Here is a 19,619-nt window from a genome sequence, read left to right on the forward strand (position 1 = left end):
AGCAATGCCTCTTCGGATCACTCTGGCGGGATCGACCGGCTGGGTCGGCAAGGCGCTCGTTGCGGCCATTGCCGCCTCCGACGACCTCGTCCTGACAGGAGCGGTCAGCCGCAGCGCGGCAGGCCAGGATGCGGGCGAGGCCGCCGGTCTTCTCCCCCTCGGCGTTGCGATCAGCGCAACGCTCGAAGAGGCCCTGAAAGCCCCGTCCGACGTGGTGATCGACTACACCAAGCCCGGCGCGGTCAAGGCGCATGCTCTGACGGCACTGGCGCAGGGCCGTCATGTGGTCATCGGCACGTCGGGCCTCTCCGCCGAGGATTATGCGGAGATCGATGGGCATGCGCTCAAGGCCGGGCGCGGTGTTCTTGCCGCGGGCAACTTCTCCATCACCGCGACGCTGCTGCGCCGCTTTGCTCTCGAAGCTGCGCGCTATGTGCCCGATGTGGAGGTGATCGATTACGCTTCGGCGAAGAAGCCCGACACGCCATCAGGAACGGCGCGCGAGTTGGCAGAGCTTTTGAGCGAAGTGCGCCAGCCTGCGACCTCGAAGCCGGTGAACGAACTCACCGGCGTGCGCGAAACGCGCGGCGGCGCTCTCGGCGCGAGGGAGCCGGTGCAGGTTCATTCGCTGCGCATGCCGTCCTTCGTGTTGTCGTGCGAGGCCGTGTTCGGCGCCGACAATGAGCGGCTCGTGATCCGTCATGATGCGGGTTCATCGGCTGCGCCCTACGTTGCCGGTACGCTTCTGGCGGCCCGCCGTGTCTCGTCTTTCATCGGATTGAAGCGCGGCCTCGATGCCGTGATGGATTGATTGTCATGAAGCCGCTTGCAGGTCTCAAGGTCCTCGAACTCGCCCGCATTCTCGCCGGTCCCTGGGTGGGACAGCTCCTCGCCGATCTCGGCGCGGATGTGGTGAAGGTGGAGCGGCCGGGCGCGGGTGACGACACGCGCGGCTGGGGACCTCCCTTCGTCGAGGCGGCCGATGGCGGCGATCTGTCGGCGGCGTATTTTCATTCCTGCAATCGCGGCAAGCGTTCCATCGCCGTTGATTTCGAAAGTGCTGAGGGTCAGGCGCTTGTGCGCAAGCTCGCGGCTCACGCGGATGTCGTGATCGAGAACTTCAAGGTTGGCGGGCTGAAGAAGTACGGTCTCGATTACGAGAGTCTGAAAGCCGTCAATCCACGCCTCGTCTATTGCTCCATCACGGGCTTCGGGCAGAACGGGCCCTATGCGTCGCGTGCGGGCTACGATTTCATGATCCAGGGCTTAGGCGGCATCATGGATCTCACCGGCGATCCTGAAGGCGAGCCGCAGAAGATCGGCGTCGCTTACGTCGACATCTTCACCGGCGTCTATTCGGTGGTCGGCATTCTCGCGGCGCTCCGCCGTCGTGATCAGGTAGGGGAGGGCGCGCATCTCGACATGGCGTTGCTCGACGTGCAGACGAGCGTGCTCGCCAATCAGGCGATGAACTATCTCGCCTCCGGCAAGTCACCCCGGCGCATGGGTAATGCGCATCCCAACATCGTGCCCTATCAGGTGTTTCCCGTTGACGATGGTCACGTCATCGTGGCCGTGGGCAACGACGGTCAGTTTTCCCGCTTCGTGGCCGTTCTCGGGAACCCTGATCTCGCGCAGGACGAGCGCTTCGCCACCAATGCGGGCCGCGTGCGGCATCGCGCCGAACTCGTGCCGATCCTCACCGAGCTGACGCTTCGAACAACGCGCGAGGCTCTGCTGTCTGCTCTCGAAAAGCAGGGCGTGCCGGCGGGTCCGATCAACACGGTTGCGGATGTGTTCGCTGATCCCCAGGTGGTTGCGCGCGGCATGAAGATCGATCTGCCTTCACCCGTTGCGAAAGGCGGCGCGATCCCGTCCGTGCGTTCGCCCATCGTCATGAATGGCGCGCCGATGGCGGCCGCGCGTCCCTCGCCGCGTCTCGGCGAGCACACGGATGAAGTGCTGAACGATCCGTCCTGGATGGCTTAGGACTTAAGAGGATCTCACAAAACCCTCATCCTTCGAGACGCAGACTTTGTCTGCTCCTCAGGATGAGGCTCAGGGCAGTTTTGTTAGACGCTCATTCTCGACGCGCTTCCCGGCCTCTTTGCGGCTGAGGACGTGTTCAGGGCCACGGCGGCGCGAATGAGCGCCGTTAACGCCTCTTCATCAATCCTGTCGCCCTCGTGGAAATCGATGGCGCGCCTGGTGTTGCCTTCGAGGCTGGCGTTGAAGAGGTGTGATGGATCCTCCAGCGAGGCGCCCTTTGCGAAGGTCAGCTTCACGACGTTCTTGTATGTCTCACCGGTGCAGATGATTCCGGCGTGCGACCACACCGGAACTCCTCTCCACTTCCACTCCTCGACTATCTCGGGATCGGCTTGCTGGATCAAGGCGCGGAGACGGGAGAGCATCTCGCCCCGCCAATCACCCAGTTCCGTGATCCTCTCGTCGATCAGCTGAGATGGAGACCTTGCTTCCTGAGACCCGCTCTTCCCCATGATGTTTTCTCTTTCCGTTGCTCTTGTTTCTTGGATTGAACCGAATGCGGGAGACTAATCGTGAAGATCCTTACCCGCACTACGAGACCCAGCCGGGCAGCTCAGAGGCCTGCCTGATCCAACCCGCCACGAGTTCCTCATTAAGCTGATCGTCCTCGTGGATGTGGAAATAGCGCGTGTCCTTGTCCTTGGATTCGACCGGGGGGACAGGACGCAGTGCCGCGCCGCGGAAGAAAGCCACCTTGACGTACTTCGTGAAGCAATGGATGCCGAGGAACCAGCCTCGGCCCTCGACGCCGTACAGAGGCGAGTTCCATTTGATCGCCTTGCGCACGCCGGGGACGGTGCGCACGATCAGCGCGTCGAGGCGGCGTCCGACGTCGTGTTTCCAGCCCGGCATGGCCGCGATGTAGGCTTGTACGGGGGCATCGCCGTTGGCTTTCGCGATCTGCGGATTGCCGCCTGCGCGGAGAGTCGGCTTCGCATCGACCTGCTTGGCGGCGACCTTCTTCGCGACCTGAGCCGATTTCTTGGACGTCGTTTGGGCCATCACGTTCACCCAGATGCTACTGCTCTGCAACTTTGTAAACGGGCCCTCGACGCTCAGTCTAGTGAGAGCTTAAGTCTACTTGGCGATGCCCTTCGTGAGCAGGCGATTGATCGCCTGCACGATCCGCTCGCGGTCCTGATCCGAGAAGGGGCTGAGATTGTGCATCTCGAGATTGCTTAAGCCTTCGACAGCAAGCCAGCCTAGAAGCGCGGCGTCGAGATCATCGGAACTCGCCTTGACCTGTTCCAGCGTCGCGGAAATAACGCCACGGACAGGATCAAGCAGGCGCGGGTTTTCCGCCGAGGCGACCATGAGCCCGGTGGCGACCTCCTGCATCTTGCCGCCGCAGCACATATTGAGAAGAGTTGTCGCGACAAGTCGCGCTTCCAGGTTGGGGCCGGGCTCCATCTGAGTGCGCAGGCTCTCCTTGGCGTCCGACACTTGGTCGATCATGCGCTGGATCATGGCCTGAAGCAGCGCATCCTTGGAGGGAAAGTTATAAAGTAGCCCACCCTTGCTGAGCCCGGCTCGCTCGGCCACGGCATCGAGAGTCAGGCGACCGGCGCCGATCTCGGCAACAAGCTCCGCGGCCGCGTCGAGAATCTTCTCGCGGGAACTCTTGCGGCCTCGGATATTTTCCAACATTGGGAACTCTTGCAACTAAACCGTCCAGTCGGTATATAAATGATGCCACGGCCTTGGCGTCAATAGTAAGTTGCGCTAATGCCGCACCCTCATTTTACAAGTCTGCAGCCCGCCCGGCGGGCCTTTAACTCTCGGAAGAAGCCCATGAAACGGCGCATCGTAGTCAGTCTCGTCTTTCTTTTCGCGATCTTGCTCTGTGCCGGGCTGATTGGGTTCAACATCTTCCGGGACAAGATGATCACTCAGTTCTTCGCCAACATGCAGCCGCCGGCGCAGACGGTATCGGCTGCCAAGGTGGAGGCTAAGACCTGGACGCCGAGCATTGCCGCCATCGGCACCGCCAAGGCTGCGAATGGCGTGGAGCTTGCCTTCGAGACGGCGGGCATCGTCAAGGAAATCAAATTCAAGGCCAACCAGAACATTCGCGAGGGCGATGTTCTCGTCCAGCTCGACGATACTGTCGAGCGCGCGGACCTTCAGGACGTTCAGGCTGCGGTAAAGACGGCCGAGAGTGCCTTCGAACGTGCCAAGACGCTGTCGTCGCGCGGCTTCGGCACCGAGGCAAATCTCGATCAGGCGAGCGCCGTGCTTGCCGCAGCGCGCTCCCGTCTTGCACGCCTGCAGGCCACTATCGAGCAGAAGGCTTTGAAGGCGCCCTTCTCAGGCGTGATCGGGATTCCGCGGATCGACGTTGGACAATATCTCCAACCCGGATCGGTGATTGCGAGCTTCCAGGATCTCGATTCGATGAAGGTCGACTTCACGGTTCCCGAGCAGCGGGCAGACGACGTCAAGCTCAATCAGGAAGTGCGCGTGGGCGTGAGCGAAGCCGATCTTCCTTATAAGGGCCGTGTAACGGGTAAGGATCCGCGCGTCGATCCGAAGACGCGACTCGTCTCCGTGCAGGCTCTCATCGAGGACAACAAGGACCGGGCCATCCTGCCGGGGCAGTTCCTGCACGTCGAAGTGATCCTGCCGGAGCAGCCCAACGTCATTACCGTGCCACAGACGGCCGTTATCACCAGCCTCTACGGCGACTATGTCTACACGATCGAGCAGGAAGAAAGGGCAGGCAACCAGGTTCAGGTGGTCAAACAGGTTTTCGTGAAAACCGGCCGCCGCCGCGGGGGCACCCTCGAGATCCTCTCCGGCATCACGCCCGGTCAGCAGATCGTGGCTTCGGGGCAGAACAAGCTGCAGGCCGGCTCGACGGTGAAGATCGACAACACCATTGATGTGACGAAGCTCGACGCGACCAGGCTCGCAAACGGGCAATAGGCAAGAACGTCATGAGTTTCACAGAGCTTTTCATACGCCGCCCCGTTCTGTCGATGGTGGTGAGCCTCCTGATCCTGTTGCTCGGTGCGCAGGGTCTGATGAGCCTTCAGGTGCGTCAGTATCCCGAGGTCGAGGAAACCACGATCACGATCACCACGACCTATACGGGTGCGAGCGCCGACCTGATTCAGGGCTTCATCAGCACGCCCATCGCCAAGTCGGTATCAAGTGCCGAAGGTGTCGATTACGTCACCACGCAGAGCCGTCTCGGCGTGAGCACGGTTTCCGTGCGCATGCGCCTGAACACGGATCCGAACGCGGCGCTCACCGAAGTCACCGCCAAGGTGCAGCAGGTGCGCGCGCAGCTTCCTTCCGAGGCTGAAGATCCGGTGATCGTGAAGGGCACGGGCCAGACCTTCGCCCTCATGTACATCACCTTCGCCTCGACGGAGATGAATCCCGAGCAGGTGTCGGAATTTCTCACCCGCGTGGTGCAGCCGCGCTTTGCCACGCTCGAAGGCGTCGGCAATGCCGAAATCCTCGGCGGGCGCGACTTCGCCATGCGCGTCTGGATCGATCCCGTTCGCCTCGCTGCTCGTGGCGTGACGGCTGGCGACGTGGTGCAGGCCATCGGCGCCAACAACTTCCTCGCGGCCCCCGGCAAGACCCAGAACGAATACGTGGCCTATTCGCTGCAGATGCAGACGACATTGCAGACGCCTGAGACTTTCGGCGCGCTGCCGATCCGCTCGAATGGCGATCAGGTCGTGCGCCTGCGCGACGTGGCCGATGTGGAGCTCGGTCCGGAAAGCACCGATGTGAAGGTGAGCTTCAATGGCAAGGAAGGCACCTTCATCGGCGTCACGCCGACACCGTCTGCCAACCCGCTGACGGTTGCCGATCAAGTGACCAAGGAGATCGAAAACATCCGTCCGACCCTGCCCAAGGGCATGACGGTGCAGATCGTCTACGATGCGTCCGACTTCATCTCGGCCTCCATCGAAGAGGTGTTCAAGACCATCGGCGAGGCTGCGCTCATCGTCGTGATCGTGATTCTGCTGTTCCTGGGCTCCTTCCGCTCGGTGCTGATCCCGATCGTCACGATCCCGCTCTCGCTCGTCGGCGTGTGCTTCTTCCTCTATGCGCTGGGCTACTCGATCAACCTCCTGACCCTGCTGGCGATGGTGCTCGCCATCGGTCTCGTGGTCGACGATGCCATCGTGGTGCTGGAGAATATCCACCGTCACATCGAGGAAGGACTGAAGCCGGTCGACGCAGCCATCGTGGGCATGAAGGAAATCTTCCTTCCCATCATCTCGATGACCATCACGCTGGCGGCGGTGTATGCGCCCATCGGCTTCACGCAAGGCCTGACGGGTTCGCTCTTCCGCGAATTCGCCTTCACGCTCGCCGGGTCGGTGATTATTTCCGGCATCATCGCGGTGACGCTCTCGCCCATGATGTCCTCGAAGCTCCTGAAGCCTCACGCGGCACAGAGCCGGTTCGCGAGCTTCGTGGACCGCACCTTCACGCGGCTCGAGAACTGGTATGGGCGTCGACTGACGGGCTCACTGGATTATCGCTGGGTCACGCTCATCATCGTGGTGGTGCTCCTCGGGACGACGGGCTTCCTGTTCTCGAAGACCTCCGCGGAGCTCGCGCCGGAAGAGGATCAGGGTGCCTATCTCGGCCTCGTCAACGCGCCGAAATATGCAACCGCGGATTATACGCAGACCTTCGCGCAGCAGTTCACCGGCGCTGCCGAAAAGATCCCCGAGATCGATGCCAGCTTCTTGATCGTCGGTATCGACGGCGGCGGCGGCGGCTTCGTGGGCTTCAAGCTGAAGCCTTGGGACGAGCGCGCGAAGAAGGGGGTGCAAACCAAGCAGGAGATCCAGAATCTTCTGGATCAGAACGGCGGCGTCCAGGCCTTCGTCTTCGCACCTCCGTCTCTCCCGGGCGCGGGCGGCGGTCTGCCGATCCAGTACGTGCTGCGTACCATCGGCGACCCTGCTCAGGCTTATGAGGTTGCGGAACAGGTGCGCCAGCGCGCGCAGAAGTCGGGCAAGTTCATCGTCGTACAGAACTCGATTTCCTACGAGACGCCTCGTGCGCGCATCACCGTGGACCGTGACCGCGCGGCGGCTCTCGGTGTGCCGGTGAGCGAGATCGGCAACACGCTCGGTGCGCTCGTCGGTGGCGCCCCGATCTCCAAGTTCGATCGGGATAACCGCAGCTATGACGTGGTGAGCCAGGTCCGGCAGGCCGACCGCCTGAACCCTGAGCTTCTGGGCCAGTATTATGTGCGGGCCTCCGACGGCTCCATGGTGCCGCTCTCGGCTCTGGTGAACATCACGACGGATGCCGCGCCGGCTTCTATCGAGCAGTTCAATCAGCTGAACGCGGCCACGATCTCGGCGCTGCCCCTGCCCGGCGTGACCACGTCGGAAGGCTTGGCCACCCTGCGCTCCATCGCGCGGGAGGTCATGCCCCAGGGCTTCTATGAGGATTATGCCGGTCAGTCGCGCCTCGAGGTGCAGGAAGGCAGTTCGATCCTGCTCGCCTTCGGGCTTGCCGTCATCGTGATCTATCTGGTGCTGGCGGCGCAGTTCGAGAGCTTCCGTGATCCATTCATCATCATGATGTCGGTTCCGCTCTCCGTGTTCGGCGCCATGATCTTCCTGAATCTCGGTCTGGCGACGCTCAACATCTACACGCAGGTGGGCTTGATCACCCTGGTGGGCCTGATCACCAAGCACGGCATCCTGATGGTGGAATTCGCCAACGATCTGAAGGCGAAGCATGGCGTCAGCAAGCGCGAGGCGATTCAGGAAGCTGCCCGCGTCCGTCTGCGTCCGATTCTCATGACCACGGCCGCCATGGTGCTTGGCGTCGCTCCGCTGCTTTATGCCAGCGGCGCAGGTGCGGCGGCTCGCTTCTCCATGGGGCTCGTGATCGCAGCCGGCATGTCCATCGGCACGATCTTCACGCTTTTCGTGGTGCCGATGTTCTACACCTACATTTCCAAGGAAACCGTGCGGAGCGCGAAGGCGAGCGAGACGCGCGCCCACCGTCAGGCTCTGGCCGCGGAGTAAAAAGAAAAGGCCGGGCAAATGCCCGGCCTTTTTCATGATGCCCTCAAAGAGAAAGGCGGAGGCGACCAGCGCTCCGCCTTTTTCGTATTCAGGTTAGAAACCTTAGCGGGTCAGCTCGCCTTCAACTTCCATGAAGGGCGAGACCGACTTGAAGCCGGCCTGCTCGGCTGCCTTGCGGACGGCTTCGGCCACTTCCGTGGAGTGGACCTCGATGGTCTCGCCTGTCTTGGAATCTACGAACATGATCTTCATGGCGTTCACTTCAGGCTGGCCATGGGAGACCACGTAGGAGTTCTGCGTGGCGAGGCGGTGAACGAGGCCTGCATCGCGCAGGAAGTCGAGAGCGCGGTAGATCGTGACCGGGGCCAAGCGCTTCTTGTCGCTGCTGAGACGGTCAACGAGATCGTAAGCTCCCACGGGGCCGCCGCTCTGAACCAGCTCGCGGTAAACGCGCTCACGGATCGGAGTCAGACGAAGGTTGTTCTGACGGCACAGATCGTCTGCACGGCGGAGGAGGTTTTCTTCTTCTTCTTTCCTGAGGGCACGGGTGCTCATGGGCGACGCTCCTGTTATTTCAAAACCTACACATTCATATAGGGGAAGAGTCGGCCAAACAATGTGCTATCGTTGCAATAAAGCCTTGCAATTCTGCATATTCCTTAGCGGAAGTTGGCGATTTGGCAGATAAGTTCCCTAGGATCGAGCAATGTGATCCATAATAACAATTTCAGGAAATGAAAGTTTCATAATATAACATCACCTGGAACAGGCTTCACAGAGGCCGCGGATTTCCACGGTAACCTTCTTGGAGCAGAAGGAATGATCCTCACTCCATTGTGAGAGCCGCTCGTTGATGTTCGGATCGCTGAATTCCGTGACAAGGCCGCAATTCTCGCAGATCGCGAAGGCCGCCATTTCATGATGATGGGGGTGTTTGCAGGCCACATAGGCGTTGAGGCTCTCGAGCCGGTGGGCCAGGCCCTTCTCGATGAGCTTATCGAGGGAGCGATAGACCGTCGGCGGCGTGACCGCGCCCTTGGCGCGCATCTTGTCCAGCACCTCATAGGCCGAAAGCGGATTCTGAGCAGCGGTCAGGATCCGGTGAACGCGCTTTTGCGTGTCGTTCAGCTCCTCGAGGGCATGGTGATGATGGTTCGCGGCCATGACAGGATCGATTTTCCAAAGAAGGCTTGGTCAATCCTATACGTCATGATTACGGGACTGATTTCAAGGCAGGAGACAACAACCCGCACTTGATAGGCCATCTCCATGCTAGGCACCCGCTGTCCCATCGGCTGCGGCGGGACAGCGGGCCTGAGGAAGGATCAGACATCCACCCAGGCAGCCTTGGCCTGCGACGATCGGACCGCCGCCTCGATGAAGCGCACGCCGCGCACGCCGTGCTCGACGGTCGGGACCTGCAGCGAGAAGGGATTGGGCTCACGCCCCTCGATCCGCGCAGCAATCTGCTCCGCCACGTCCGTGTAGAGCTGTGCGAAGCCCTCCAGATATCCTTCAGGATGTCCGCCCGGGATGCGCGAGGCCGCCTGCGAGACTTCGTTCGCGCCATAGCCGTTGCGGCGAATGATGCGGGGTGGCTCACCGAGAGGCGAGAAGAGCAGCACGTTCGGATTTTCCTGGTGCCATTCGAGACCCGCCTTCTCGCCATAGACGCGAATGCGAAGGCCGTTCTCCAGGCCCGCCGCCACCTGACTGCACCAGAGCATGCCTTTCGCACCTGATGCAAAACGCAGCATCATATGGGCGTTGTCATCGAGCCTGCGGCCTTCCACGAAAGTGTGCAGCTCCGCGGAAAGCGATGCGACCTCGTCGCTGGTGATGAACTCGGCGAGATTGAACGCATGGGTGCCGATATCGCCCACCGCTCCCGCAGGGCCTGAGCGGGAGGGATCGGTGCGCCACTCGGCCTGCTTGCTGCCGGTCTCTTCAAGCCGCGTGGCAAGCCAGTCCTGCGCGTATTCCACCTGCACGACACGGATGGCGCCGAGCTCTCCTTCCGCCACCATGGCACGGGCCTGCCGCACCAGCGGGTAGCCCGTGTAATTGTGGGTGACGGCAAAGATCAGGCCCGATTCTCTTGCGAGTTCCGCAAGGCGTTCAGCCTCCTCGCGCGTCGTGGTGAGAGGCTTGTCGCAGATCACATGAATGCCGGCTTTCAGAAAGGCTTCGGCGGCAGCAGCATGCGCATGGTTCGGCGTGACGATGGCGACCGCATCGATGGCGTCCTCCCGCGCCGCCTCGCGCTGCGCCATGTCCTCGAAACTGCCATAGATGCGATCGGATGGCAGAAGCAGATCCTCGCCGGACAACCGCGCCCGCTCCGGATCCGAGGAAAGCGCACCCGCCACCAGCTCCCAACGGTCGTCGAGACGGGCGGCGATGCGGTGCACGGCGCCGATGAAGGCGCCACGTCCGCCGCCGACCATGCCGAGGCGAAGGCGGCGGTTGAGCTTTTGATCACGCGATCCTGCAATGGTCATGGCGTCACCTCTTTCAAGCGCTGATTCCGAGCAGACGGCGATTGGCCGCCTCGTCCGTTCCGCCGGCGGCGAAATCGTCGAAGGCTTTCTCCGTCACGCGGATGATGTGGGCCTTGATGAATTCCGCGCCTTCCCGCGCTCCGTCCGCCGGATGCTTCAAGGCGCATTCCCATTCCAGCACGGCCCAGGAATCGTAGTCGTACTGCGCGAGCTTGGAGAAGATGGCGTTGAAATCCACCTGCCCGTCGCCCAGTGAACGGAAGCGGCCCGCGCGGTTGATCCAGCTCTCATAGCCGCCATAGACGCCGATGCGGCCGGAAGGATTGAACTCGGCGTCTTTCGCGTGAAATGCCTTGATGCGCTCGTGATAGAGATCGATGAACGCGACATAATCGAGCTGCTGCAGCAGGAAGTGGCTCGGGTCGTAATTGATGCAGGCGCGCCTGTGCCCGCCCACGGCATCGACGAAGCGTTCGAAGGTCGCGCCGTCGTGGATGTCCTCGCCGGGATGAATCTCGTAGGCCACATCGCAATCCGCATCCTCATAGGCATCGAGGATGGGCCGCCAGCGCCGCCCAAGCTCTTCGAATGCCGTCTCGATGAGACCGGCCGGGCGCTGCGGCCAGGGATACATGAAGGGCCAGGCGAGCGCGCCGGGGAAGGTGACGCTGGCTTTCAGCCCTAAGCGCTTCGAAGCTTTCGCGGCCATGAGCATCTGCTCCACCGCCCAGGCCTGGCGCGCCTTCGGATTGCCGCGGACCTCCGGTGCCGCGAAGCCGTCGAAGGCTTCGTCATAGGCCGGGTGCACGGCGACGAGCTGGCCCTGCAGATGCGTGGAGAGCTCCGTGATCTCCAGGCCGTGAGAGCGGACGACGCCTTGAATCTCGTCGCAATAGGCTTCCGAATCGGCAGCCTTCTTCAGGTCGAAAAGGCGCGCGTCCCAGGTCGGAATCTGGACGCCCCTGTAGCCGAGGGAGGCGGCCCAGCGGCAGATGGAATCGAGCGAGTTGAACGGCGCTTCGTCGCCTGCGAACTGGGCGAGGAAGAGACCGGGGCCTTTCATGGTCTTCATGGGTGAACTCCCAAAGATGCGGCTGCGAAAGAAGGCGAAACAGGCAAGGGAAAGCCGCTCGCGCAATGCGCACGCGGCTTGCCGTTGCCTCGCCCCTCGGTGAGGAGGGGCGAGAGCGTTGAGCCGCTTAGAACGGCGAGTCGGGGAAGTAGTGCTCCTTGGCGTTGTCCTTCGTGATCAGCTGGGCATTGAGCACGTAGGTGCCGCGCATGGGCGCGTTGGTGTAGAAATGCGCAGCCGTGACACCCATGGCGGTGGAGATCATCGACGGCGGATAGGACACGTCGGCCGGGATCATCTTGTCGCCGTCCATCACCTTCTTCACCATGTCCTTCATGCCGGCGCCGCCGAGAACGAACTTGATGTCCTCGCGCTTGGCCTGACGGATCGCCTCCATGACGCCGAGCGCCATGTCGTCATCGGAAGCCCACACGGCATCGATCTTCGGATGCTTGGAGAGGAAGTCCTGCATCACCTTGAAGGCGTCGTCACGGTTCCAGTTGGCATATTGCTTGTCGATCACCTTCACGCCCGAGCCTTCGAGCGCCTTCTCGAAGTTGGTGACGCGCTCCTCGTCGATCACGGTCGGAATGCCGCGGAAGACGACGACATTGCCCTGCTTCAGGTTCTCGACGAAATACTTGCCCGCCACGCGGCCGAATTCAGGGTTGTTGCCGGCGACATAGATGTCCTGGATCGACGCATCCTTCAGGCCGCGGTCGACGACCGTCACGAAGGTGCCGCGCTTCTTCACCTCACGGACCGGGTTCGTCAGTTCGTCCGAGTTGAAGGGCAGGACGACGAGAGCATCGACTTTCTGAGCCATCAGATCGTCGAGAGCGTTCGCCTGGGATGCGCCATCGGGCGACGTCTTCACGATCACTTTGAGGCCCGGATAGCCCTTCTCGAGCTGCTTGGCGGTTTCCTGCGCATGGTAGACCACGCCGCCGGTCCAGCCGTGGGTGGCTGCCGGAATCGAGACGGCGATCGTCACGTTCTTCTGCTGTGCCATCGCTCCCGTCGCAACACCGGCCATGAGCCCGGCTGCGACCGCGATTTTCAGAAGCGTTGTTTTCATCTGTTCCTCCCTGGAGGTTTTGGTTTCAATCCCTTCGTCCTTTTGTCCGGTGGACTTCGCCCCGGTTCATCGCCCGCGGTGGACTGACCGCTGCACGAGCATGGCGATAATGATGATGGCACCTTGAACCGCGCCGACGAGGAACTCGGAGACGAAGTTCGACAGCACCATGATGTTGGCGACGAGTTCGAGAATCACCGCACCGACGACGGTGCCCCAGACGCGGCCGACGCCGCCTTTGAGGGCCGTGCCGCCGATGACGACGGCGGTGATCGCCTGCAATTCCCACAAAAGGCCGGTCGTCGGCGTGGCGGAGCCGAGGCGCGGCACATAGACCAGCACGGCGATGCCGACGCAGATGCCCTGAATGATGTAGGTCAGCGTGCGCACGCGCCAGATCGGCACGCCGGAATAGCGCGCCACATCCTCGTTCGAGCCCAGCGCCACCACATGGCGTCCAAAAGAGGTGCGGTAGAGGATCAACGCGCCGATGGCGGCAACCACGAGAAAGGCGATGATCGGCACGGGGATGCCGAAGAGGCTGCCGAAATAGACCGGGCGATAGAGTTCGCGCAGCTCGAAATTGCGCATCGTGATGGTGCCGCCCGCAGCGAGCCACACTACGAGCGAGCGGAAGATGCCCATGGTGCCGAGCGTGACGATGAAGGGCTCGATGCGCCCGAACGTGACGATGAGCCCATTGGCGAGACCGCACGCGGCGCTCAAGGCGATGGCGGCCAGCATGCCGAGCGCCAGCGTGCCCATGTCGGCGCCGCCGAGCGAGTTCAGGGTCAGGATCATGACGCCTGCCGTGAGCGCCGCCATGGAGCCGACCGAGAGGTCGAGGCCGCCAGCGGCGATCACGAAGGTGGCGCCGACCGCGATGATGGCGATGAAGGCCGAGCGCGTGACGACGTTGAGAATGTTCGACACCGACAGGAAGTCGGGATTGATGAGCGCCCCCGCGATCGCCAGCACGATAAGGGCGATGAAGGGCGAAAGCGCCCGCATGTCGATCTTGAGCTTGCGCTTCTCGGCGCCGGTGCGAAGCACGGTTTCGGTCATGCGTGGCCTGCGGCGATTTCCGCCGCCCTTTCTTCGTGAACGCCAGTGGCGAGATAAACGATGGAATCCTCAGACAGATCGGCCTGGGCGACCTCGCCCGCGACGCGCCCGTTGCGCATCACGATCACACGGTGGCAGAGGCCGATGAGTTCCTGCATCTCGGAGGAAATGACGATCACCGAGAGGCCATTCTCGGCAAGCCCCGCGATGAAACGGTAGATCTGTTCCTTGGTGCCGATATCGACGCCGCGGGTCGGCTCGTCGATGATGATGATGCGCGGCTGAAGCAGCATCATCTTGGCGAGCAGGAGCTTCTGCTGGTTGCCGCCGGAGAGCTGGCCCGCGAGCAGATCGCGGCTTCGGGTGCGGATGTCGAAATCCCTGATTGCTCCATCGAGCGCTTTTTCCTCCGCCCCCACGTCGATGAACGAGCCGCGGCTGAACCTGTCGAGGGCGGCAAGCGACAGGTTGACCCTTAAGCTCTGCTGCAGCAGCAGGCCTTTGCCTTTGCGATCCTCGGAGAGATAGACGATCCCCGCTGCCATGGCCTCGCGCGCATCGCGGAAATGCACATTCTTTCCATCGAGCGTGATCGTGCCCTGGCTCGGGCGAAGACCCACGAGGCCCTCGAAGAGTTCCGTGCGTCCGGCGCCGATCAGTCCCCCGAAACCCAAGATCTCACCGCGCTTCAGCGTGAAGGAGGCGTTCTCCACGTAGCCGGGCACGGCCATGTCCCGGACCGACAGAACGATCTGGTCGGAGGCGGTGTCCGGCTTTTCGGGATAGAGCTTGGACATGTCGCGCCCGACCATCAGACGAGCCATTTCGAGGGGCTCGAGACCTTCGATGTCGCGCGTTGCGATATGGCGCCCGTCGCGCAGGACCGTCACCCGGTCGGCGATCGCTTTGACCTCGTTGAGGCGATGGGAAATGTAGAGCACCGCCACGCCGTGCTCGCGCAGCCTGCGGATGATGGTGAAGAGGCTCTCGGCTTCGATCGGCGTGAGAACGGCGGTCGGCTCGTCGAAGGCCACGACCTTGTGCGGCACCAGAAGAGCACGCGCGATCTGCACCAGCTGACGGTCGGCGATGGAGAGGCGGCGCACCTCGTGATCCGGGTCGATCCTCGTGCCGAGTTCCGCCAGGATTCCACGCGTCCGCTCGCGCATCGTCCTGTCGTCCACGAAGCCGAAGCGCTTGATCTCACGGCCGAGAAAAAGGTTCTGCGCCACCGTCAGATCCTCGGCGAGCAGAATCTCCTGGTGCACCAGAACGATGCCATGGCTTTCCGCATCCGTCGGACCGGCGAAGGTGATCGGCCGTTCGTTGAGATAGAGATTGCCCTTCGTGGGGGCGAGATGCCCGGAGAGAATGCGCATGAGGGTCGACTTGCCCGCGCCGTTCTCGCCGATGACCGCATGAATCTCACCAGGCCGGAGATCGAGCGAAATGCCGCTCAGGACTTCGATCGGTCCGAAGGATTTCGAGATGTTCTCTGCGCGAAGAACGGAATCCATGCGCGGCTCCGGGTAAACGACACCGTTCGCTGACGCGGGCGCGACAGCGGTGGTTCAGGCAGTTCTTGAGTGGCGATCAGCTGGACGAGGCGCGTGCTGGCATTCGTTTCCTCCGATTTCCCATGTCGTCCTCTGGCGGGACTTGTCTTATCGAACTAGGAGCATGCCATTCTTTGGCAATGCCGCTATGTAAACGATTACATCAGAACTTTACCGAAACGGCAGGTTCTGTCAAACAGAACCAAGGTAGGGGAGTTTCATGGACGAGAGCGGGGCATCAGACAGGCAGGAAGAGGACGGCGCGGCAAGCCACCGCGCGGTGCGCATCCAGGATGTGGCCAGGCTCGCCGATGTCTCCACGGCCACGGTGAGCCGGGCCCTGGCCACGCCGGAGCGGGTGTCGCCGGAGGCGCGCGCCCGCGTGCTGGAGGCCATCGCCAAGACCGGCTACGTGCCCAATCCCGCCGCGCGATCGCTCCGCTCTCAAAAGACCTACATGGTGCTCGTCGTCCTGCCGGACCTGTCGAACACGTTCTTTTCCAAGATCCTGCGCGGCATCGAGGAGAGGCTGTTCGAGGCAGGTTACGGCATGATCATCAGCGATCTCGACGGCTCGCCCGAAAAGGAAGCGCATTTTGCAGCCTTCACTGCGGCGGGGCGCGTCGATGGCGCCATTCTCCTCAACGGTCATCTGTTCGGGCAGACCCGGGAGGGAGAGGGAATGCCCGCCAAGACCGGCATTCCGCTCGTGGCGCTCTGCGAGGCCATCCCCTCAGCCGAGATTCCGCAGATCGAGATCGACAATCGCGCCGCTGCAAGCCGCATGACGCAGCATCTCGCATCACTCGGCCACCGGAGCATCGCTTATCTCAGCGGCCCGTCCAGCAACATCCTCGAGAAAGAGCGCTTCCTGGGATACAAGGACGGCTTGAAGGCAGCGGGCCTGCCCTTCGATCCCGCGCTCGTTCTTCCGGGCGACTACACGATCGAATCCGGTGTGAAGGCTGGTCGGGCTCTGGTGGCGCGTTCGACGCGCCCGACAGCCGTGTTCTGCACCAGCGACGAGATGGCGATTGGTTTGATGCGCATGCTGCTGTCCGCAGGGCTGAAGGTTCCGGAAGATGTCTCCGTGGCCGGTTTCGACGACATCGAATTCGCGGCCGTGACTGAGCCTGCATTGACCACGATTCGTCAGCCGCGGCGGGAATTGGGACAGGCGGCAGCCTCCGTCCTCATCGATCTCCTGCAAGGGCGCCCGTCGCCCAAGAGCATTCGCCTGGAAACCGAACTGATCATCCGCGACAGCGTCGCGCCGCCTCAAAACATCGAGAAGGCGCCGGCAAAGAGCACGAGAACGAGGGCAATGAAGCCGACATAGGCATAAAGCGCCATGTGCGAGTGCTGATGGGCATAGCTGTCCTTGCCCGCGCCATTCTTCCAGCGCTCGGTTCCTTCCTGGTGCCGCGCGAGATCGACCTGATCCGGGCTCGGTGAAACGCCGCCGGCTTCGTCGTCCGTGCCGAGGGGGGATAGTCCAGGATCGAACACCTCGTTCTTGTCGCCCGTGCGCCCGCTGTTGATATCGCCCTTGAGCTGCGCCGAAGTCGAGCCCGCATTCATGGGCGGCGCATCCATCGGCTTGATGGTGTGCGTGCGCGGAATGTCTCTGTGATTGGGGTTCTCTGAACGGGTGGACATCGAAACTCTCCCGGGATCCGTTGGTGGGGAAACCATCAGGAGAGTGCGAGGTTCCTGGAAGGTGGCCGCGGCCTAAGCCCTCGTAAATCCAGGAAAGTCGCAAGCTCAAGAAAAAAGGCCGCTGTTGCCAGCGGCCCGAAGTTTAGGGAGGAAACGCCCAAGAAGGGCAGCGGCACTGCGACGCCAATCGCCGTGCTGCATTGCAATAACTAAGAGCTGCTCATTAAGTTCGCAAGATTAAAAGGTCAGCAAAGCTGCCCAATTTTTCGTCTATGAAAAAGGCAGGCTTTGTCAGGGGAAGCGGTCACGCCTAAAGATAGGCCGATCAAAATTGATGCAACATTGCTTCGCGAGCTGCCATGCCCCAGCTGAATTCCATCCTCGAAACCGCCCTCTACGTGGACGACTTGACGCGGGCGCGGGCTTTCTATGAGGGAGATCTCGGATTGCCGCTCCTGTTCGAGAACCAGCGCATGTGCGCCTTCGATGTGGGCGGGAAAAGCGTGCTGCTGCTTTTCCTGCGTGGCGCGTCGGCCCAGGACATGGCGACACCCGGCGGGACCATTCCGGGCCATGACGGGCAGGGGCCGCTCCATCTCGGCTTCGCCATCTCGGCCGAGGAGCTCGTTGCGTGGGAGGAGAAGCTGCGCGCCCGCGACATTCCGATCACCAGCAGGGTCACCTGGCCCCGAGGCGGCACGAGCGTCTATTTCCACGATCCGGATGGACATGTGCTGGAACTGGCAACGCCGGGGCTCTGGGCGACCTATTGATCGCCCGAAGCTTCTCGATAACATCAGGTGATGACGCTCGGCTCGCTGCGGCCGGTGCGCGACGCGATCTCCGCAATCGCGTTGGCGGCTTCGATTACGGGGGCGAGCACCTCGGCTGTCGGCAGATTATGGCGGCTGGTGTCCGGCTCGAAGCGTTCGAGATAGACGCGCAATGTCGCGCCTGACGTGCCGGTGCCCGACAGGCGGAAGACGGCGCGCGCATCTTCCTTGAACAGAATGCGAATGCCCTGCTTCGGCGTCACGGAGTTGTCGACCGGATCCGTGTAGGAGAAGTCGTCGCATTCCTGCACCGTCAGCGCGCCGAAACGCTGACCGGGAAGGGTCGCGAGCCTGGCGCGCAGATTGTCCATCAGCTCGTTCGCCGGTGCGGTCTCGAGCTCCTCGTAATCGTGGCGGGTGTAGTAGTCGCGCCCGTACATCGCCCAATGCTCGCGCACGATCTGGTCCGCCGGCTTCTTCGTCACGGCCAGAATGTTGAGCCACAGCAGCACGGCCCAGAGCCCGTCCTTCTCGCGGATGTGGTTGGATCCCGTGCCTGCGCTCTCCTCGCCGCAGAGCGTGATCAGCCCAGCATCGAGGAGATTGGCGAAGAACTTCCAGCCGGTGGGTGTCTCGAAGAAGTTGATGCCGAGCTTGTTCGCCACGCGATCGACGGCGCGGCTCGTCGGCATGGAACGCGCGACACCTGACAGGCCTTTCGCATAGCCCGGCGCGAGATCGGCGTGGCTCGTGAGGACCGCAAGGCTGTCGCTCGGCGTCACGAAAAGCCCGCGCGCCACGATCATGTTGCGGTCGCCGTCACCATCGGAGGCGGCGCCGAAATCGGGTGCGTCCGCGCCCATCATCAGCTCCATCAGGTCATGGGCATGGACGGGATTCGGATCGGGATGATGGCCGCCGAAATCGGGCTTCGGCTCGCCATTCACCACCGTGTCCATTGGCGCGCCGAGGCGGCCCTCCAGAATGGTCTTGGCATAGGGACCGGTGATGGCGTTCAACGCATCGAAGCGCATGCGGAAGCCGGAGCGGAAGAGCTCAGAGACGGCATCGAAATCGATGAGCTTCTCCATCAGATCCACGTAATCCGCCACCGGATCGATCACCTCGACGATGGTCTCGCCAACCTTCGTTTCACCGATGCGCGTGAGATCGACGTCAGTACCCTCGACGCTCCTGTACTCGGTGATCGCGCTTGCACGCTTGAACACGGCCTCGGTGAAGGATTCCGGTGCCGGTCCGCCATGGGACATGTTGAACTTGATGCCGAAATCGCCGTCTGGCCCGCCGGGATTGTGGCTGGCCGAGAGCACGAGGCCGCCGACGGCCTTGTGCTTGCGGATCACGCAGGAGGCGGCAGGCGTGGACAGCAAGCCTTTCTGCCCGACGAGGATGCGCCCGAAGCCGTTGGCCGCCGCCATCTTGAGCGCGATCTGCACCACCGCCTCGTTGAAGAAGCGTCCGTCGCCGCCGATCACCAGGGTCGAGCCCTTCGCGCCTTCCACGTTGTCGAAGATCGCCTGGATGAAATTCTCCACATAGCGCGGCTGCTGAAAGACCTTCACCTTCTTGCGCAGGCCCGACGTGCCTGGGCGCTGATCGGAAAACGGGGTGGTCGGAACGCGGGTGATCGCCATCGGTGCTTGCCACTTCCTTGTATCGGCTCTGCGCGGCCTGTTCTTGAAGTTTCGGTGCGACCCTGAAATCGGATCAGACATCCAATTTAGGGCCGCGGCCTTCAGATGCCACTGCCGAGATGAAGGTAAGATGAAGATCCTATGGCGAATGGTGGACAGGGCATTTCTTCACGCATGACCAACAAAAGCAA

Annotated in this window: 18 protein-coding genes; 6 read left to right on the top strand and 12 right to left on the bottom strand. The window is 62.2% G+C overall.

Annotation, left to right across the window (positions count from 1 at the left end; all coding sequences use genetic code 11):
- The first annotated feature begins 4 nt into the window (after nt 1-4).
- A complete protein-coding gene (gene dapB / locus ACUXUR_RS09725; protein ID WP_445502143.1) occupies nt 5-811 on the top strand; it encodes a 4-hydroxy-tetrahydrodipicolinate reductase in 807 nt (268 codons plus the stop codon).
- A 5-nt stretch (nt 812-816) separates the two neighbouring features.
- Nucleotides 817-1,989: a CaiB/BaiF CoA transferase family protein gene (locus ACUXUR_RS09730; protein WP_445502144.1), complete on the top strand. Its 1,173-nt coding sequence runs from the start codon at nt 817-819 to the stop codon at nt 1,987-1,989.
- 83 nt (nt 1,990-2,072) lie between these two features.
- Here ACUXUR_RS09730 and ACUXUR_RS09735 read toward each other — a convergent pair whose 3' ends face one another.
- The 3 genes from ACUXUR_RS09735 to ACUXUR_RS09745 all read right to left on the bottom strand — a co-directional run bounded on the left by ACUXUR_RS09735 (nt 2,073) and on the right by ACUXUR_RS09745 (nt 3,696).
- Nucleotides 2,073-2,501, bottom strand: a complete 429-nt coding sequence (locus ACUXUR_RS09735) for a DUF1801 domain-containing protein (protein WP_445502145.1) — start codon at nt 2,499-2,501, stop codon at nt 2,073-2,075.
- Nucleotides 2,502-2,580: 79 nt separating this feature from the next.
- Complete coding sequence (locus tag ACUXUR_RS09740) at nt 2,581-3,051, bottom strand: DUF1801 domain-containing protein (RefSeq protein ID WP_445502146.1); 471 nt, start codon at nt 3,049-3,051, stop codon at nt 2,581-2,583.
- A gap of 75 nt (nt 3,052-3,126) precedes the next feature.
- On the bottom strand, nt 3,127-3,696 hold the full coding sequence (locus ACUXUR_RS09745) for a TetR/AcrR family transcriptional regulator (protein ID WP_445502147.1): 570 nt from the start codon (nt 3,694-3,696) through the stop codon (nt 3,127-3,129).
- A gap of 144 nt (nt 3,697-3,840) precedes the next feature.
- Here ACUXUR_RS09745 and ACUXUR_RS09750 point away from each other — a divergent pair, with 144 nt between their 5' ends.
- Nucleotides 3,841-4,974, top strand: a complete 1,134-nt coding sequence (locus ACUXUR_RS09750; RefSeq protein WP_445502148.1) for an efflux RND transporter periplasmic adaptor subunit — start codon at nt 3,841-3,843, stop codon at nt 4,972-4,974.
- Nucleotides 4,975-4,985: 11 nt separating this feature from the next.
- The gene (locus ACUXUR_RS09755) at nt 4,986-8,069 is read left to right on the top strand and encodes an efflux RND transporter permease subunit (protein WP_445502149.1); all 3,084 of its coding nucleotides are present in this window, start codon (nt 4,986-4,988) and stop codon (nt 8,067-8,069) included.
- A gap of 102 nt (nt 8,070-8,171) precedes the next feature.
- Here the strand turns inward: ACUXUR_RS09755 and ACUXUR_RS09760 are convergent, their stop codons facing one another.
- The 7 genes from ACUXUR_RS09760 to ACUXUR_RS09790 all read right to left on the bottom strand — a co-directional run bounded on the left by ACUXUR_RS09760 (nt 8,172) and on the right by ACUXUR_RS09790 (nt 15,302).
- Nucleotides 8,172-8,624, bottom strand: a complete 453-nt coding sequence (locus ACUXUR_RS09760) for a Fur family transcriptional regulator (RefSeq protein ID WP_445502150.1) — start codon at nt 8,622-8,624, stop codon at nt 8,172-8,174.
- Nucleotides 8,625-8,825: 201 nt separating this feature from the next.
- Nucleotides 8,826-9,233: a Fur family transcriptional regulator gene (locus tag ACUXUR_RS09765; protein ID WP_445502151.1), complete on the bottom strand. Its 408-nt coding sequence runs from the start codon at nt 9,231-9,233 to the stop codon at nt 8,826-8,828.
- Nucleotides 9,234-9,394: 161 nt separating this feature from the next.
- Nucleotides 9,395-10,570 (bottom strand): Gfo/Idh/MocA family protein, encoded by a 1,176-nt coding sequence (locus tag ACUXUR_RS09770; RefSeq protein WP_445502152.1) that lies wholly within the window; start codon nt 10,568-10,570, stop codon nt 9,395-9,397.
- 13 nt (nt 10,571-10,583) lie between these two features.
- Nucleotides 10,584-11,642, bottom strand: a complete 1,059-nt coding sequence (locus ACUXUR_RS09775) for a sugar phosphate isomerase/epimerase family protein (protein ID WP_445502153.1) — start codon at nt 11,640-11,642, stop codon at nt 10,584-10,586.
- Between the two features lie 127 nt (nt 11,643-11,769).
- The gene (locus ACUXUR_RS09780) at nt 11,770-12,720 is read right to left on the bottom strand and encodes a substrate-binding domain-containing protein (protein WP_445502154.1); all 951 of its coding nucleotides are present in this window, start codon (nt 12,718-12,720) and stop codon (nt 11,770-11,772) included.
- Between the two features lie 66 nt (nt 12,721-12,786).
- A complete protein-coding gene (locus ACUXUR_RS09785; protein ID WP_445502155.1) occupies nt 12,787-13,785 on the bottom strand; it encodes an ABC transporter permease in 999 nt (332 codons plus the stop codon).
- The gene (locus tag ACUXUR_RS09790) at nt 13,782-15,302 is read right to left on the bottom strand and encodes a sugar ABC transporter ATP-binding protein (protein ID WP_445502156.1); all 1,521 of its coding nucleotides are present in this window, start codon (nt 15,300-15,302) and stop codon (nt 13,782-13,784) included. The genes ACUXUR_RS09785 and ACUXUR_RS09790 overlap by 4 nt, the downstream gene beginning before the upstream one ends.
- A gap of 259 nt (nt 15,303-15,561) precedes the next feature.
- Between ACUXUR_RS09790 and ACUXUR_RS09795 the strand changes: the two genes are divergently transcribed.
- Complete coding sequence (locus ACUXUR_RS09795) at nt 15,562-16,680, top strand: LacI family DNA-binding transcriptional regulator (protein WP_445502157.1); 1,119 nt, start codon at nt 15,562-15,564, stop codon at nt 16,678-16,680.
- Here the strand turns inward: ACUXUR_RS09795 and ACUXUR_RS09800 are convergent.
- Nucleotides 16,620-17,000 (bottom strand): hypothetical protein, encoded by a 381-nt coding sequence (locus ACUXUR_RS09800; RefSeq protein ID WP_445502158.1) that lies wholly within the window; start codon nt 16,998-17,000, stop codon nt 16,620-16,622. The two genes, ACUXUR_RS09795 and ACUXUR_RS09800, sit on opposite strands and share 61 nt — an antisense overlap.
- Nucleotides 17,001-17,359: 359 nt before the next feature.
- Here ACUXUR_RS09800 and ACUXUR_RS09805 point away from each other — a divergent pair, with 359 nt between their 5' ends.
- On the top strand, nt 17,360-17,773 hold the full coding sequence (locus tag ACUXUR_RS09805; RefSeq protein WP_445502159.1) for a VOC family protein: 414 nt from the start codon (nt 17,360-17,362) through the stop codon (nt 17,771-17,773).
- A gap of 23 nt (nt 17,774-17,796) precedes the next feature.
- Here ACUXUR_RS09805 and ACUXUR_RS09810 read toward each other — a convergent pair whose 3' ends face one another.
- Nucleotides 17,797-19,428 carry an alpha-D-glucose phosphate-specific phosphoglucomutase gene (locus tag ACUXUR_RS09810; protein WP_445502160.1) on the bottom strand — a complete coding sequence of 544 codons (1,632 nt, stop codon included), beginning with the start codon at nt 19,426-19,428 and terminating at the stop codon, nt 17,797-17,799.
- Nucleotides 19,429-19,619: the final 191 nt, after the last annotated feature.

Source organism: Microvirga medicaginis, from assembly GCF_052658925.1.